This window comes from Gillisia sp. Hel1_33_143 (genome assembly GCF_900104765.1).
Taxonomy (GTDB): Bacteria; Bacteroidota; Bacteroidia; order Flavobacteriales; family Flavobacteriaceae; genus Gillisia.
The window spans coordinates 2,007,469-2,022,758 of sequence record NZ_LT629737.1 but is presented as its reverse complement, the minus strand read 5'-3'; the positions used below and the strand labels follow the sequence as shown (position 1 = coordinate 2,022,758).

14 protein-coding genes and 1 tRNA gene are annotated in these 15,290 nt (G+C 35.1%); 7 read left to right on the top strand and 8 right to left on the bottom strand.

Going from position 1 to position 15,290, the window contains the following annotated elements:
* The first annotated feature begins 5 nt into the window (after positions 1-5).
* The 6 genes from BLT84_RS09315 (at position 6) to mqo (ending at position 5,786) form a co-directional block, all read left to right on the top strand.
* Entirely contained in the window at positions 6-962 is a 957-nt protein-coding gene (locus tag BLT84_RS09315) for an alpha/beta hydrolase (protein WP_091264858.1), read from the top strand.
* A gap of 1 nt (position 963) precedes the next feature.
* Positions 964-1,134 carry an Arc family DNA-binding protein gene (locus BLT84_RS09310; RefSeq protein WP_081891328.1) on the top strand — a complete coding sequence of 57 codons (171 nt, stop codon included), beginning with the start codon at positions 964-966 and terminating at the stop codon, positions 1,132-1,134.
* Position 1,135: 1 nt separating this feature from the next.
* Positions 1,136-1,942, top strand: a complete 807-nt coding sequence (locus tag BLT84_RS09305) for an HAD family hydrolase (protein WP_091264856.1) — start codon at positions 1,136-1,138, stop codon at positions 1,940-1,942.
* An 80-nt stretch (positions 1,943-2,022) separates the two neighbouring features.
* The gene (locus BLT84_RS09300) at positions 2,023-3,288 is read left to right on the top strand and encodes a DUF819 domain-containing protein (protein WP_091264853.1); all 1,266 of its coding nucleotides are present in this window, start codon (positions 2,023-2,025) and stop codon (positions 3,286-3,288) included.
* A gap of 53 nt (positions 3,289-3,341) precedes the next feature.
* Positions 3,342-4,073: a DUF4369 domain-containing protein gene (locus BLT84_RS09295; protein WP_034890755.1), complete on the top strand. Its 732-nt coding sequence runs from the start codon at positions 3,342-3,344 to the stop codon at positions 4,071-4,073.
* 186 nt (positions 4,074-4,259) lie between these two features.
* Entirely contained in the window at positions 4,260-5,786 is a 1,527-nt protein-coding gene (gene mqo, locus BLT84_RS09290) for a malate dehydrogenase (quinone) (protein ID WP_262490129.1), read from the top strand.
* Positions 5,787-5,847: 61 nt separating this feature from the next.
* On the opposite strand, the gene BLT84_RS09285 is transcribed toward mqo, so the two are convergent.
* The 6 genes from BLT84_RS09285 to idi all read right to left on the bottom strand — a co-directional run bounded on the left by BLT84_RS09285 (position 5,848) and on the right by idi (position 8,591).
* Positions 5,848-5,921: transfer RNA gene (locus BLT84_RS09285), tRNA-Thr, on the bottom strand.
* 9 nt (positions 5,922-5,930) lie between these two features.
* A complete protein-coding gene (locus tag BLT84_RS09280) occupies positions 5,931-6,197 on the bottom strand; it encodes a hypothetical protein (protein ID WP_034890749.1) in 267 nt (88 codons plus the stop codon).
* Between the two features lie 45 nt (positions 6,198-6,242).
* Complete coding sequence (locus BLT84_RS09275; RefSeq protein WP_034890745.1) at positions 6,243-7,217, bottom strand: type I phosphomannose isomerase catalytic subunit; 975 nt, start codon at positions 7,215-7,217, stop codon at positions 6,243-6,245.
* A 211-nt stretch (positions 7,218-7,428) separates the two neighbouring features.
* On the bottom strand, positions 7,429-7,569 hold the full coding sequence (locus BLT84_RS16310) for a redoxin domain-containing protein (RefSeq protein ID WP_091264848.1): 141 nt from the start codon (positions 7,567-7,569) through the stop codon (positions 7,429-7,431).
* A gap of 96 nt (positions 7,570-7,665) precedes the next feature.
* Positions 7,666-8,076, bottom strand: a complete 411-nt coding sequence (locus BLT84_RS09265) for a 6-pyruvoyl trahydropterin synthase family protein (protein ID WP_091264844.1) — start codon at positions 8,074-8,076, stop codon at positions 7,666-7,668.
* Positions 8,073-8,591, bottom strand: a complete 519-nt coding sequence (idi, locus tag BLT84_RS09260) for an isopentenyl-diphosphate Delta-isomerase (protein ID WP_091264841.1) — start codon at positions 8,589-8,591, stop codon at positions 8,073-8,075. The genes BLT84_RS09265 and idi overlap by 4 nt, the downstream gene beginning before the upstream one ends.
* A gap of 160 nt (positions 8,592-8,751) precedes the next feature.
* Here idi and BLT84_RS09255 point away from each other — a divergent pair, with 160 nt between their 5' ends.
* Positions 8,752-10,338, top strand: a complete 1,587-nt coding sequence (locus tag BLT84_RS09255) for a peptide chain release factor 3 (RefSeq protein ID WP_034890736.1) — start codon at positions 8,752-8,754, stop codon at positions 10,336-10,338.
* 180 nt (positions 10,339-10,518) lie between these two features.
* On the opposite strand, the gene BLT84_RS09250 is transcribed toward BLT84_RS09255, so the two are convergent.
* Both BLT84_RS09250 and rpoC read right to left on the bottom strand, forming a co-directional pair.
* Positions 10,519-10,836 carry a DUF3467 domain-containing protein gene (locus tag BLT84_RS09250; protein WP_091264838.1) on the bottom strand — a complete coding sequence of 106 codons (318 nt, stop codon included), beginning with the start codon at positions 10,834-10,836 and terminating at the stop codon, positions 10,519-10,521.
* 78 nt (positions 10,837-10,914) lie between these two features.
* On the bottom strand, positions 10,915-15,216 hold the full coding sequence (gene rpoC, locus BLT84_RS09245) for a DNA-directed RNA polymerase subunit beta' (RefSeq protein WP_091264836.1): 4,302 nt from the start codon (positions 15,214-15,216) through the stop codon (positions 10,915-10,917).
* Between the last annotated feature and the right edge of the window lie 74 nt (positions 15,217-15,290).

Sequence of the window (15,290 nt, the reverse complement as noted above, 5' to 3'; positions counted from 1 at the left end):
TCTATATGAGATCATTTAAAATTTTAAGCATGCTATTTCTTTTGATATTCTCTCAACTAGGATATTCTCAAGAAAAATCTACCGATGCTATTTATACAGAAACGGAGCTGTCTATAAATAAATTTATAGATGGAACACTTACTCAGCCTAAAAATTCTATGAAATCTGATCTAGTGATTCTCATTCAAGGTTCTGGTCCTGTAGATAGAAATGGAAATGCTAATATGATGAAGAATGATGCTTCTAAAAAAATTGCCCATGGCTTGGCACAAAATGGTATTGCATCTTACAGATATGATAAGCGAATTTTTAAAATGCAGCAACTTGGCATTCAGGAGAAAGATCTAAGCTTTCAAGATTTTGTTACCGATGTAGATTCCATTTTATCGTATTTCAAAAAAAAGAAAGATTTTCAAAAAATAATTATCGCAGGTCATAGTGAAGGTTCATTAATTGGCATCTTAGCTGCACAACAAGAAGGTGCAGATGCATTTATATCTTTGGCTGGCGCCGGGAAAAGTATAGACAGTATAGTAGTAGAACAAATAAGCAAACAATCTGAAGGGCTTGCTCAAAGTGCTAGAGAAAGTTTTGATGAAATAAAAGCCACCGGAACCTCTACAAATTTCAATCCTTTACTAGCTTCTATTTTTAGACCAAGTGTACAACCGTTTCTTGGTTCTTGGATGCAATATGATCCTGCGCATGAGATCTCAAAACTCAACATACCAATCCTTGTTATCAATGGAAGTTTTGATTTGCAAGTAGACGAGAACGAAGCGGCGTTATTACATAATGCTAACCCACAATCAAAATTGGTAATTCTAGAAAATATGAATCACATTTTTAGAAAGATAGATGGAGATGCACTAGAAAATACCAAGGCGTATAATATTCCACAACTCTCTTTACACCCAGAACTTATACCCACTTTGGTTGATTTTATCAACACATTCGAATAAAATGAGCAAGAAGAAAGCATTTGCCTTAAGGTTAAACGAAGAGGTATTAAAATCGATAGAGAAATGGGCTTCAGATGAATTTAGAAGTACCAATGGGCAGATTGAATATATGCTTTCCAAGGCTTTGAAAGATGCCAAAAGACACCCTAAGAATAAAACAGAACAGGAATAATATGGACTATAAGATTGTATTTTCAGATATAGATGGAACGCTTCTAGATAAAGATCGCAGCCTTGCTCCAGCTACTATCAAACAGATAAAGAAATTAAAAGATAAGGTACCCTTCATTCTTATTTCCGCTAGAATGCCTTCAGCAATGAGGCATTTACAAAATGAGCTAGAAATCCAGAACCTTCCAATTATATGTTATAATGGAGGACTTGTTCTAGTAGCAGGAAAACCCATAAGTTCTACGGAAATTCCAATTAATATAGTTCAGGATTTGAGCAATTTCAATAAAATGTTGGATTGTCATTTAAGTTTATATCATAATGATGAATGGTATGTACCCAGATTTGATGAGTGGGCCGCTAGAGAAAAGAACAATACCAAAGTAGCACCTACCATCAAAGCTAATTTTGAAGTCATACAAAATTGGAAAAGCGAAGGCAAAGGTGCTCACAAGATCATGGCAATGGGAACTGAAAAACACATAGATGACATTCGAGATTACCTATTAACTGCATACCCAAATGAACTCAACCTATACAGATCTAAAGATACATATCTGGAAATTGCTCATAAGAGCATATCAAAATTAACCGCTATAGAACTTTTGCTGGAACATCATTACCCTTTTAATCTTAAGGAAACCATAGCTTTTGGCGATAATTATAATGATGTAGAAATGCTAAAAAATGTAGGGTTTGGAATTGCTGTGGGCAATGCCAGAGAAGAAGCTAAACTTGTTGCTGCACACGTAACGCATCATCATAAAGAAGATGGGGTTGCCAGAATGCTGCTCGAGCTCTTCAAATAGAATAAATACTGATTTTAAAATTTTCCATTTGACTATAGTTTGATAAAAATTGTATTTTGCCGACCAAACTATACAGAATTATGGAAAGCACTCCCTATTTTACAAATGATGCCATTGTATTAGGAATTTTAATGATTGCCTTAGGATTTGTGTTCTACACCTCCTCTCTTAAAGAAGGATTTTGGGTGAAGTTCTACAAATATGTGCCGGCGTTATTAATGTGCTATCTAATTCCTGCTATCTTCAACTCTCTTGGTATTATTGAAGATCAAACATCTCAACTATATTTTATCTCTAGTAGATTCTTATTGCCCGCTGCTTTGGTTTTAATGACATTAAGTATAGATCTTAAAGCAATATTTAATTTAGGGCCCAAAGCGCTAATTATGTTCTTTACGGGAACTGCAGGTATCATAATTGGTGGACCATTAGCCATTTTACTTATAGCTACAGTCTCCCCAGAAACTGTGGGAGGAATAGGTCCTGATGCCGTATGGAGAGGACTTTCTACCCTTGCAGGAAGTTGGATTGGTGGTGGAGCTAATCAGGCGGCGATGCTAGAGATTTATGAATACAATCCAGATCTTTATGGTGGGATGGTTTTGGTGGATATTGTAATAGCTAATTTATGGATGGCCATAATTCTTTTAGGAATTGGTAGAAATGATAAAATTGATAAATGGTTGAATGCAGATAATTCTGCAATTACAGATCTTAAAAATAAAGTTGCCTCCTATTCTGAAAGCGTAACTAGAATCCCTACGCTTACAGATCTTATGATCTTATTAGCCATAGCTTTTGGTGCTGTAGGAATTGCACATTGGGGAGCAGATAATATTTCTGCTTATCTAGTAGATAATTTTGAAGTATTTAGTGATAATAAAAGTTCTTTGGCATCTTTTGCTTCTTCATTCTTTTGGATGATAAGTATTGCCACTGCAATTGGAATCATATTATCTTTTACTAAATTCAAATCTTATGAAGGTGCAGGAGCTAGTAAGATTGGAAGCGTATTTATTTATGTACTCGTAGCTACCATAGGAATGAAAATGGATCTATCTATGGTCTTTGATAATCCGGGACTAATAGCTATTGGATTTGTATGGATGACTATTCATGCCTTATTATTAATTGGTGTTGCCAAAATAATAAAAGCACCTTACTTCTTTCTAGCTGTAGGAAGTCAGGCAAATGTAGGTGGAGCAGCAAGCGCACCTGTTGTTGCAGCCGCATTTCACCCATCTTTAGCAACGGTTGGGGTTCTACTAGCCGTATTTGGATATGTAGTTGGAACCTATGGAGCGATCTTATGTACAATTTTAATGCAATTGGCAGCTGGAGGTTAGTATAACTTCAAAATTTATATGATATTTGCCACCCTTAAAGCCAATCTGAATTCATGAAAAAAATTAGTTTATTACTTGTTATCTTATTAAGTGTTATCGCTTGTTCTGAAAAAGAAAGCAATCTAACTGTAAGCGGAAACGTTAAGGGGTTGAAGAAGGGAACTTTATACCTTCAAAAGATTGACGATACTGTTCTTATAAATGTAGATTCTGTGGTAGTAAATGGCGATGCTAATTTCATTCTAAAAGACTACATCAAGAGCCCTCAGATAATGTATCTTTATTTAGATAAAGTAGACAACGAGCAATACGATGATAGAATCGAATTCTTTGCAGAAGAAGGTGAAATGACCATTAATTCAAGTTTAAAGAATTTTCAGGTAGATGCAGAAATTACAGGTTCTGCCAATCAGCTAAAAATGAAAGAATACAGACAAATGATGTCTCGCTTCAACGATAAGAATTTAGATCTCATCAAAAGAAATTTTGAAGCAGAAAGAGATGATAATCAGGAAGCGCTCGTAGCCATAGATAAAGAGTACAATCAGCTTTTAACCAGAAAATATTTGTACACAGTAAACTTTGCTATTAACAATAAAGATCTGGAGATCGCTCCGTACCTAGCGCTATCTGAAGTTTTTGATGCTAATATAAAATATCTAGATACTATCTATTCTTCTATGACTCCACAAGTTAAAAAATCGCTTTATGGGAAGAACCTGAAAAGCTTTTTAAAAGAGCGAAAGAAGAACGAAAAAATTGAAGATAAGATCGAAAATCAATAAAATTAAAGCTGCTAAATGCAGCTTTTTTTATGTCATTATCTTAATATGTCTTTTATAAATTCTTTCATTATTAGTACTTCGCATACTCTGTATAAGATTTTATATCCCATAAATTAACATATTTCCGGTTGCGCTTTAAAGGTTTAATATTTCCTTATGGAATAAAAAGTGGCTGTTTTCCTAACTTTGAGAAAAACAACTATTTATATGTCCACACAAAAACTTACCGAAGAGAAATATGATCTAATATGTATTGGAGGCGGAATTATGAGCGCAACACTATCTTTGATGCTAAAGCTAATAGATCCTGAAGCTCGGATAATAATTTTTGAAAGACTTAGTGAAGTTGCAGAAGAAAGTTCTGATACATGGAACAATGCTGGTACAGGACACTCTGCCTTTTGTGAACTTAATTATACCCCACAACAAAAAGATGGCTCTGTAGATGTCTCTAAAGCTATAGAGATCTTTGAACAATTTGAGAGATCTAAAGAATTTTGGGCATATTTGGTGGAGCAAAAATTGCTAGACCATCCTGAAGAGTTTATAAAATCTACACCGCATCACAGCTGGGTACGTGGAAACAAAGATGCAGAATTTCTAAAAAAACGTTTCGATGAGATGACAAAGCATCCTATGTTCGAAACCATGAAGTTTGCCGATGATTTTGACACTATGAAATCATGGTTCCCTTTAATTATGGAAGAAAGAACATCAGATGAAGTGATGGCTGCTACAAGAATGGAATTAGGTACCGGAGTAGACTTTGGAAATCTTACCCGTAAATTCTACAGAATACTAGAAGAACATTTTAATGTACCTGTACTACGAGAACATGAAGTTTTAGATGTAGATCCGGCAACTAATATAGAATGGCTGGTAGAAGTTGAAGACCTTAAAAATGAGGTTAAGAAATATTATGATGCAGAACATGTATTTATTGGCGCAGGTGGCGGTGCATTGCCATTACTTCAGAAAGTAGAAATTCCGGAAAAAGATGGCTATGGTGGTTTTCCTGTTGGTGGCCAATGGCTCTATTGTAAGAATAGAGAAATTATAGAACAACACCATGCAAAAGTTTACAGTAAAGCAGGGGTAGATGCTCCACCCATGTCTGTTCCTCACTTAGACACAAGACATATTAAAGGAAAAAAAGAATTACTATTTGGGCCATTCGCAGGCTTTAGTACAAAATTTTTAAAAGAAGGTTCCTATCTGGATCTACCAAAGTCTATAAATTTTAAAAACATACCATCTATGTGGGGTGTATTCTGGCATAATTTACCATTAACTAAATATTTATTAGAACAGATTACCATGGATCATGAAGATAGAATGGAAGATTTAAGAGTATTTATAAAAGGGGCTAAATCTGAAGACTGGGAACTTAAAGTTGCAGGTCAAAGAGTTCAAATCATTAAAAAAGATGAAGAAGAAGGTGGTACTTTAGAATTTGGTACCGATGTAGTACATAGTAAAGATGGTAGTATAACCGCGTTGTTAGGCGCTTCCCCTGGAGCTTCTACAGCTGTACAAATTATGATAGAGGTATTGCAAATTGCTTTTCCAGAAAAAGTTACTACAACAGAATGGCAGGAGAAACTTTCTAAAATGATTCCGTTGTGGAATATGAGCGTTGTAGATGATCTAGAGCGATTTACAGAGGTGCAGGCAAATTGCTCTAAAGCGTTAAATCTAAAAGTTGATCATTAATAAATAAAAAAATTAAGGTATAAAAAAAGCTTCTCTTTTGGAGAAGCTTTTAAAAAATTAGAGCCGATAGAGGGACTCGAACCCACGACCTGCTGATTACAAATCAGCTGCTCTAGCCAGCTGAGCTACATCGGCCTAAAATTCTTATAATTTATTGATCTTTTCTACCAAAGCATTCGCTTTAGTTTCCAATTCTGTTTCAATAGATTTAAAATGTTGTTTCTTATTCTCAACATCTTTTTTGTTGATCTTAGCTATTAATTCATCAAAAGCAACAATCGCTTCTTCAACGATTTCTTCCGTTTGCTTTGGATCCTGTTTAGGATTAGCTAATTGATTAATGTAAGCCGCTTCAATGATATCACCCATCACATAGTTTACATCTCTCTTCAACAATCTTTTACTTGCCATGTTTCTTAATTTTAAGCTGCGAATTTAATCTATTTTCTAATATAATTAAACACTTACCTCTAAAATTTTTGAATTCTTTCCTAAAACGTTGATTTTGTTGATACAAGCGGGTATCAATAAGCTCTCCCCATATCCCAGATCTATAGATTTTTCATCATATTCTATTACAGAATCACCTTCCACACCCATCAAAATAACAAAAGAATCTAATTTCTCATAGTTACGAGCAAATTCACCATTAACTTTTAAGATATCTGTTTTAAAATAAGTGTCATGAACTAGCGCGTTCTTTTGATTCTCTTCGAGCTTATAATTTACCAGAAAATCTTTATTGTTGTCAAGGTTTATGCAATCTAAAGCTTCCTGAGTATGCAATTCTCTTTGCTCACCCGTGTTAGAAACCCTATCCCAATCGTATATTCTATACGTAATATCAGAATTTTGCTGTATCTCGGCCAGTAGAATACCGGCACCAATAGCGTGTACCAATCCGGCCTTTATAAAATAGGCATCTCCCGGTTTAGATTTTTCAGTATTTAAAGCTTCAGCTAATCCGCCCTTTTCTACAAGTGCCTGATATTCACTTTTGGTTACCGCTTCTTTAAAACCTAAAATGATCTCTGCATCTTCATCTGCCTGCATAATATACCACATCTCCGTTTTACCAAAAGAATTATGCCTTTTCTGCGCTACTTCATCATTAGGATGTAGTTGTATAGACAAAGCTTCCGCTGCATCTATAAATTTTATAAGAAGTGGAAATTTGGTATTGTGCTCCTTATAAACTTTCTCACCAACTAGGTCCCCTTTATACTCTCCTATCAAACTCTTTAAGGTTTTACCGGCTAATGGTCCATCTGAAACTACAGAAAGATCACCTTCCACATCTGAGATCTCCCAGCTTTCCCCAGTTTTATCAGTTTTAGAATTCTTATTTAATACCTTCTTCAATTTATTGCCTCCCCAAACCTTTTCTTTCAAGATTGGGTGAAACTTTAATACGTAAAGATCTTTATTCATACTGGAGAGTTTTTAATGTTTTTAATGCATTTACAGTGTATTGTGCAGCATATAAATTGCTATACCTCATTTGAAGATAACCATTTTTATTAAAAACGAACATTTCTCATTCGGGAATTATTCCGAATAAAGAAGGTTTCACGTCAAAAGCTTTCCTAGCTCATCTAAGTCTGAAAGAAAATAAAAGATAAATTATAAAGGTTCGAAAATTTTATAAAGAAGTTTCAGAATATACACTAATAGCAATAATCCCTGCACCCAGATCTTTAAAATCTTGATATTTATCTCCAAGAAAACACACCTCTTTTATGCAGCCGGGTGTAAAAATCTTTGGATAAAAATAGATAACCACTGGGCACTCTCAAGTAAATTTATTTACTGTAAAACTATTTCCACCTTTATCATTAAGAATCACGTTTGGTGTGAGGTCTCCTTTTTTCAATTTATACTATTTACCAGTATATGTTACAAAGTTTCTGGGAGTTTCATATAAGGTTACTGAAAGATCTAAATCTTTGGATAGCTTTATGCGTAACTTATTCCAAATTACAACCGCTATGTTCTCTGCTGTTGGATTAAGATCTTTAAACTCTGGAACTTCTACATTTAAGTTTTTATGATCAAATTCAGTTTCAACTTGAGAATAAATAAGATCTTTTAAAACCTTCATATCTATTACAAAACCAGTTTGAGGATCTATTTCTCCCGTTACTCCTACTATAAGTTCGTAGTTATGACCGTGGAAGTTTGGATTGCTACATTTCCCGAAAATTTCTTTGTTTTTAGTATCATCCCAATCTCTACAAAAGAGCCTATGAGCTGCATTAAAATGTGCTTTCCGATTTACAGTTACTCTCATTGCTGAATTGTTTGGTAATATTTATCAAAAATGATCTTAAACCATTCTGTATACACAGAAGGATTATCTGTCATATCTTTTTTTACATCTTCTAAAGCCATCCATTTCCATGCAGCAGCTTCTTCTAGGTTCAACTTAGGTTCTTGCTGAAAATTACCTATTAGAATATGGTCAAATTCATGTTCTGTAAGACCGTTATCAAAAGGAGCCTTATAAATAAATGAAATAGTATCATTTAATTCGGTACTAAAACCCATTTCTTCCATCAGTCTGCGTTTACCAGCAGCAATATTGCTTTCCCCTTCTCGCTGATGACTGCAACAGGTATTGGTCCATAAACCAGGAGAGTGATATTTAGAGTGAGCACGCTGCTGAAGCATCAACTCGTTTTTGTCGTTAAATACAAATACAGAGAATGCTCTATGTAGCAGCCCTTTTTCATGCGCTTCCATTTTAGGCATCAACCCTATTTGTTCATCATTTTGGTCAACAAGTATCACTTTTTCTTCTTCCATAGCTAAAATTGAAAATCAAAAATACAAAATCAACTTACCAAATCATAAGAAAATAAGGACTTGGCAGAAGATTCTTATTCAGAAAAATAACAAGAGCTAATTATTCCAGATACCTTAATTCTTGATCAAAAATTTTATCTTTGCAGCCTTAAATTAGCATATGAAATTTACCGACGAAATTAAAAGAAGAAGAACATTTGGGATTATCTCTCACCCAGATGCCGGAAAGACAACCTTAACAGAGAAATTATTACTCTTTGGAGGGGCTATTCAGGAAGCTGGAGCGGTAAAATCAAATAAGATAAAAAAGGGAGCAACCAGTGATTTTATGGAAATTGAGCGCCAGAGAGGGATCTCTGTAGCTACTTCTGTATTAGCATTTGAGTATGACGGCACCAAGATCAATATTTTGGATACACCGGGTCATAAGGATTTTGCTGAAGATACATTTAGAACTTTAACTGCGGTAGACAGTGTAATCGTTGTAGTAGACGTTGCAAAAGGGGTTGAAGAGCAAACCGAAAAGCTTGTAGAAGTTTGTCGCATGCGAAATATTCCTATGATAGTTTTTATAAATAAACTAGACCGTGAGGGAAAAGATGCTTTTGAACTTCTAGATGAAATTGAACAAAAACTTAATCTAACTGTTACGCCTTTAAGTTTCCCAATTGGAATGGGATATGACTTTAAAGGAATTTATAATATTTGGGAACAAAACGTAAACATTTTTACAGGAGACCCTAAAAAAGATATTGAAGATACCGTAGAGATATCAGATCTTTCTTCTAAAGAATTAGATAATCTAATTGGTTCTAATGCAGCCAATACACTTAGAGAAGAATTAGAGTTGGCTCAGGGCGTATATCCAGAATTTAATAAGGAAGATTATTTAGCCGGAAAGCTGCAACCTGTATTCTTTGGTTCTGCATTAAATAACTTTGGAGTAAGAGAGCTCTTAGATTGCTTTGTGAGCATAGCTCCTACTCCACGCGCAAAAGATAGTGAGGAGCGCAATGTAAAACCAGATGAAAAACAATTTTCTGGCTTTGTATTTAAGATACATGCTAACATGGATCCTAAACATAGAGACCGTCTTGCATTTGTGAAGATCGTATCTGGGATATTCGAAAGAAATAAACCCTATCTTCATGTAAGACATGGTAAGAACTTAAAGTTTTCAAGCCCCAATGCTTTTTTTGCTGAAAAGAAAGAAATTGTAGATATATCGTATCCAGGAGATATTATTGGATTGCACGATACCGGAAATTTTAAAATTGGAGATACTTTAACCGAAGGAGAAGTATTGAATTATAGAGGTATCCCCAGTTTCTCTCCAGAACATTTTAGATATGTAAATAATGCAGATCCTATGAAGTCTAAACAACTGGAGAAAGGATTAGACCAATTGATGGATGAAGGGGTTGCACAATTATTTACCCTAGAATTAAACGGTCGTAAAGTTATTGGAACGGTAGGAGCACTACAATTTGAGGTTATACAGTACAGACTAGAACACGAATATGGTGCTAAGTGTACTTATGAAAATCTGAATGTTTACAAAGCAACCTGGGTAGAAACTAAAGATCAAAAAAGTGAGGAATTTAAAGATTTTAAAAGAGTAAAATCAAAATTCCTAGCACATGATAAAAGAGGACAGCTAGTATTTTTAGCAGATTCTCAATTTTCTTTACAAATGACCCAATCTAAATATCCAAGCATTAAATTTCATTTGGTATCAGAATTTTAGAAAAACAAGCGTTTTCACTTATATCAAATTATTTTAAAGCCTACTAATAGATCTATCAAGATTTAATAACAGGCTTTTTAATGTAATTAACTAATATTTAGATTTTAAACCATTTAAAGTTTAGACATAAAAAAACCCGAAGAACTATCTTCGGGTTTTTTATTTATTATGTCAATAATCTTAAGCCTGACCTGTTGGGCCAAAATTAAGAGGAATAGGTGGCTGCTCGTAATCCTTTATCTCACCATGGGCACTCTCAAATCTTTGAACATTATCACCTAAGACTTTCAACAAACGTTTAGCATGTTGAGGGGTAAGAATAATTCTAGATTTTACTTTACTCTTAGGAGTTCCAGGCATAATGCTTACAAAGTCTACTACAAATTCTGAAACAGAATGATTGATAATTGCTAAGTTGGAATATGTTCCTTCCGCAATTTTCTCATCCAACTCTATATTGATCTGTCCTTGTTTTGGCTTATTATCTTGGTCGCTCATTATTCTATAAATTTAAAAATCGACAAAAATCGATCATAAAAAAATCAGGTCCCGATAAAATCGAGACCTGAATTTGTATTAGTTATAATTAACTTCTTGCTTCTTCTCCATCATCTCGTCGAATTCTTCTTTAGAACCAACAATAATGTTATCATACTTACGCATTCCTGTACCAGCAGGTATCTTATGTCCAACAATTACGTTTTCTTTAAGTCCTTCCAGTGCATCAATCTTACCGCTTACCGCAGCTTCATTTAATACTTTAGTTGTTTCCTGGAAGGAAGCCGCAGATATAAATGATTTTGTTTGAAGAGATGCTCTTGTAATACCTTGAAGTACTGGTGTAGCCGTAGCAGAGATCGCTTCTCTAGCCGTAGCTAGTTCTTTATCTTCTCTACGTAAAGATGAATTCTCATCTCTTAGCTCACGTATAGTAACAATCTGTCCTGGTTTAAGATTTGTAGAATCTCCAGCACTTTCAATTACTTTCATTCCAAAGATATTATCGTTTTCTTCGATAAAATCTGATTTATGAATTAACTGATTTTCTAAGAATATAGTATCTCCAGGATCTACAATACGCACTTTACGCATCATCTGGCGAACTACAACCTCAAAGTGCTTATCATTAATCTTCACCCCTTGTAATCTATAAACTTCCTGAACCTCATTTACTAAGTACTGTTGTACCGCATTAGGTCCTTTAATAGAAAGTATATCTTCCGGAGTTATTGAACCATCAGAAAGTGGCATACCTGCACGAACATAATCATTCTCCTGAACTAAGATCTGGTTAGAAAGTTTCACTAGATACTTCTTAACTTCTCCCAATTTAGATTCAACTATGATCTCACGGTTACCTCTTTTGATTTTACCGAAGGAAATAACACCATCTATTGCACTAACTACTGCAGGGTTAGAAGGGTTACGAGCCTCGAATAACTCGGTTACTCTAGGAAGACCTCCAGTAATATCACCAGCTTTAGAAGATTTACGAGGAATTTTTACCAAGATCTTACCAACCTTAATTTTCTCGTCTTTATCTACCATTAAGTGGGCACCAACTGGAAGGTTATAAGAACGAATTACTTCATCCTTCTTACCTAATATAAGTAACGTTGGTATCAACTTCTTATTCTTAGACTCTGAGATCACTTTCTCTTGGAATCCGGTTTGCTCATCAATCTCTACTTGGTAGGTTACCCCTTGATCAATATTTTCATATTTAATCTTACCAGCAAATTCTGAAATGATCACCCCGTTATATGGATCCCACTGGCAAATGATATCATCAGCCTTAACAGTATCTCCGTCATTTATAAAGATCTGAGAACCATAAGGAATGTTATTTGTACTAAGTACCACTCCGGTCTTCTTATCTTTAATCTTTAATTCTGAAGTTCTTGAAATTACGATATCTGAAGTTGTTCCATCTGGAGCTTCTCCTTTTACCACTTTCAAATCTTCGATATCTGCAACACCACCAAATTTAGCGGTTAATTTATTTTCTTCTGAAATGTTACCTGCAATACCTCCAACGTGGAAAGTACGTAGTGTAAGTTGTGTACCTGGCTCCCCAATAGATTGAGCAGCAACTACACCAACAGCTTCACCTCTTTGAACAAGTTTATCTGTAGCAAGGTTACGACCATAACACTTTACACAAATACCCTTTTTAGCTTCACAAGTAAGAGCAGAGCGAACTTCTACACTTTCTATAGGAGCATTCTCTATTTTAGTAACTGCAGCTTCTAAGATCTCATCTCCAGATTTTACCAATAACTCTTGAGTTAGTGGGTTGATGATATCATTTAAAGCAATACGTCCTACAATACGTTCTCCTAGAGATTCAACTATTTCATCATTTTTCTTAAGCGGAGTTACTTCAACACCTCTAAGAGTTCCACAATCTTCATCATTTACAATAACGTCTTGTGAAACATCTACCAATCTACGAGTTAAGTAACCAGCATCGGCAGTTTTAAGTGCGGTATCGGCAAGACCTTTACGTGCACCGTGAGTTGAGATAAAGTATTCAAGAATTGAAAGACCTTCCTTAAAGTTAGAAAGAATAGGGTTTTCAATAATTTCTCCTCCACCAGAGTTAGATTTTTTAGGCTTAGCCATCAACCCACGCATACCGGTTAACTGACGGATCTGTTCTTTAGATCCACGAGCACCAGAATCAAGCATCATAAACACAGAGTTGAAACCTTGATTATCTTCTCTAATACGTTTCATAGCCAATTCTGTAAGACCAGCATTGGTAGAAGTCCAGATATCAATAACTTGGTTGTAACGCTCGTTGTTGGTAATAAGACCCATGTTATAGTTTCCTATAATTCCATCAACTTGCTCATTAGCTTCATCAATCATAGATTGTTTTTCAGCAGGGATAATAATATCTCCTAAACTGAATGACAATCCACCAGTGTATGCAAATTTGTAACCTAAACTCTTAATTTCATCTAAGAAGGCAGCAGTTTCTGCTACACTTGTAACCTTAAGTACTTGCCCAATTATATCTCTAAGAGATTTTTTAGTTAATACTTGGTTGATATATCCTGCTTTTTCAGGAACAGACTGGTTGAACAATACTCTACCTACAGTAGTTTCGATAATTTGCTTTACCAATTCTCCTTCTTCATTAAAATCTCTTGTTCTGATTTTAATTACGGCGTTAAGGTCAACTTGTTTCTCATTGTATGCAATCACAACTTCTTCCGAAGAGTAAAAAGTAAGGCCTTCCCCTTTAATTTTCACTTCTGGAGTGGAAACTCTTGGTTTGGTCATATAGTACAGACCCAAAACCATATCCTGAGATGGTACCGTAATTGGTGAACCATTTGCAGGATTTAAGATATTGTGAGAACCTAGCATTAATAATTGCGCTTCCAAAATAGCTTCAGGCCCAAGTGGCAAGTGTACCGCCATCTGGTCACCATCAAAATCGGCGTTGAATGCCGTAGTTGCTAGTGGGTGCAATTGGATTGCTTTACCTTCAATTAACTTTGGTTGGAACGCTTGAATACCTAAACGGTGAAGTGTAGGAGCCCTGTTCAATAATACGGGGTGACCTTTCAATACGTTTTCTAAGATATCCCAAACTACTGGTTCTTTCTTATCTATGATCTTCTTAGCAGACTTCACAGTTTTTACAATTCCTCTTTCAATCAGTTTTCTGATCACGAAAGGTTTGTAAAGCTCTGCAGCCATATCTTTTGGAAGACCACATTCAAACATTTTCAATTCTGGTCCAACAACAATTACCGAACGAGCAGAATAATCCACACGCTTACCTAACAAGTTTTGACGGAAACGTCCTTGTTTTCCTTTTAAGGAATCAGAAAGAGATTTCAACGGTCTGTTAGAGTCAGTTTTTACTGCTGAAGATTTTCTTGTGTTATCAAACAAGGAATCCACCGCTTCCTGAAGCATACGTTTTTCGTTACGTAAAATTACTTCTGGAGCTTTAATTTCCATCAATCGCTTTAAACGATTGTTTCTGATAATTACTCTTCTATATAAATCATTTAAATCTGAAGTAGCAAATCTACCACCATCCAACGGCACTAAAGGACGTAATTCTGGCGGAATGATTGGAATTACCTTCATGATCATCCACTCCGGAAGGTTTTCGCGATTGTTATTAGCATCACGGAAAGCTTCTACAACCTGAAGTCTCTTAAGAGCTTCAGTTTTACGTTGTTTTGAAGTTTCATTATTTGCTTTGTGTCTAAGATCATAAGAAAGTTGATTAAGATCAATTCTTCTTAATAATTCAATAAGACATTCAGCACCCATCTTAGCGATGAATTTATTCGGATCGTTATCTTCAAGATATAAGTTTTCTTGAGGAAGTGTATCTAGAATATCTAAATACTCTTCTTCTGTTAAGAAATCCATTTTCTTAAGTTGTTCTCCTTCCGCATTCTTAGCGATACCAGCTTGAATTACAACATATCTTTCATAATAGATGATCATATCCAATTTCTTGGATGGAAGACCTAATAAATATCCTATTTTGTTTGGTAAAGAACGGAAGTACCAGATATGCGCAACAGGAACCACCAAATTGATGTGCCCTACACGATCTCTACGTACTTTTTTCTCTGTAACTTCTACACCACAACGGTCACAAACAATCCCTTTGTAGCGAATTCTTTTATATTTTCCACAGGCACATTCGTAATCCTTAACAGGACCAAAAATACGCTCACAGAACAAACCGTCACGCTCTGGTTTGTGCGTACGGTAATTAATAGTTTCAGGCTTTAAAACTTCACCACGAGATTCCGCAAGAATGGATTCTGGAGAGGCTAAACCTATAGAGATTTTATTAAATCTCTGTTCTGTATTCTTTTCATTATTTCTAGCCATAATGTTGTGCTATCTAATTATTGTGAAAATACTACTATTAAAGTTGGGCATCGAAACACCCAACTTTAAAGAAG

Bases quoted from the DNA above. Each gene is read 5' to 3' on its own strand.
- BLT84_RS09315 (WP_091264858.1), top strand. From the start codon at position 6: ATGAGATCATTTAAAATTTTAAGCATGCTATTTCTTTTGATATTCTCT.
- BLT84_RS09310 (WP_081891328.1), top strand. From the start codon at position 964: ATGAGCAAGAAGAAAGCATTTGCCTTAAGGTTAAACGAAGAGGTATTA.
- BLT84_RS09305 (WP_091264856.1), top strand. From the start codon at position 1,136: ATGGACTATAAGATTGTATTTTCAGATATAGATGGAACGCTTCTAGAT.
- BLT84_RS09300 (WP_091264853.1), top strand. From the start codon at position 2,023: ATGGAAAGCACTCCCTATTTTACAAATGATGCCATTGTATTAGGAATT.
- BLT84_RS09295 (WP_034890755.1), top strand. From the start codon at position 3,342: ATGAAAAAAATTAGTTTATTACTTGTTATCTTATTAAGTGTTATCGCT.
- BLT84_RS09280 (WP_034890749.1), bottom strand. From the start codon at position 6,197: ATGGCAAGTAAAAGATTGTTGAAGAGAGATGTAAACTATGTGATGGGT.
- BLT84_RS09275 (WP_034890745.1), bottom strand. From the start codon at position 7,217: ATGAATAAAGATCTTTACGTATTAAAGTTTCACCCAATCTTGAAAGAA.
- BLT84_RS09265 (WP_091264844.1), bottom strand. From the start codon at position 8,076: ATGAGAGTAACTGTAAATCGGAAAGCACATTTTAATGCAGCTCATAGG.
- idi (WP_091264841.1), bottom strand. From the start codon at position 8,591: ATGGAAGAAGAAAAAGTGATACTTGTTGACCAAAATGATGAACAAATA.
- BLT84_RS09255 (WP_034890736.1), top strand. From the start codon at position 8,752: ATGAAATTTACCGACGAAATTAAAAGAAGAAGAACATTTGGGATTATC.
- BLT84_RS09250 (WP_091264838.1), bottom strand. From the start codon at position 10,836: ATGAGCGACCAAGATAATAAGCCAAAACAAGGACAGATCAATATAGAG.
- rpoC (WP_091264836.1), bottom strand. From the start codon at position 15,216: ATGGCTAGAAATAATGAAAAGAATACAGAACAGAGATTTAATAAAATC.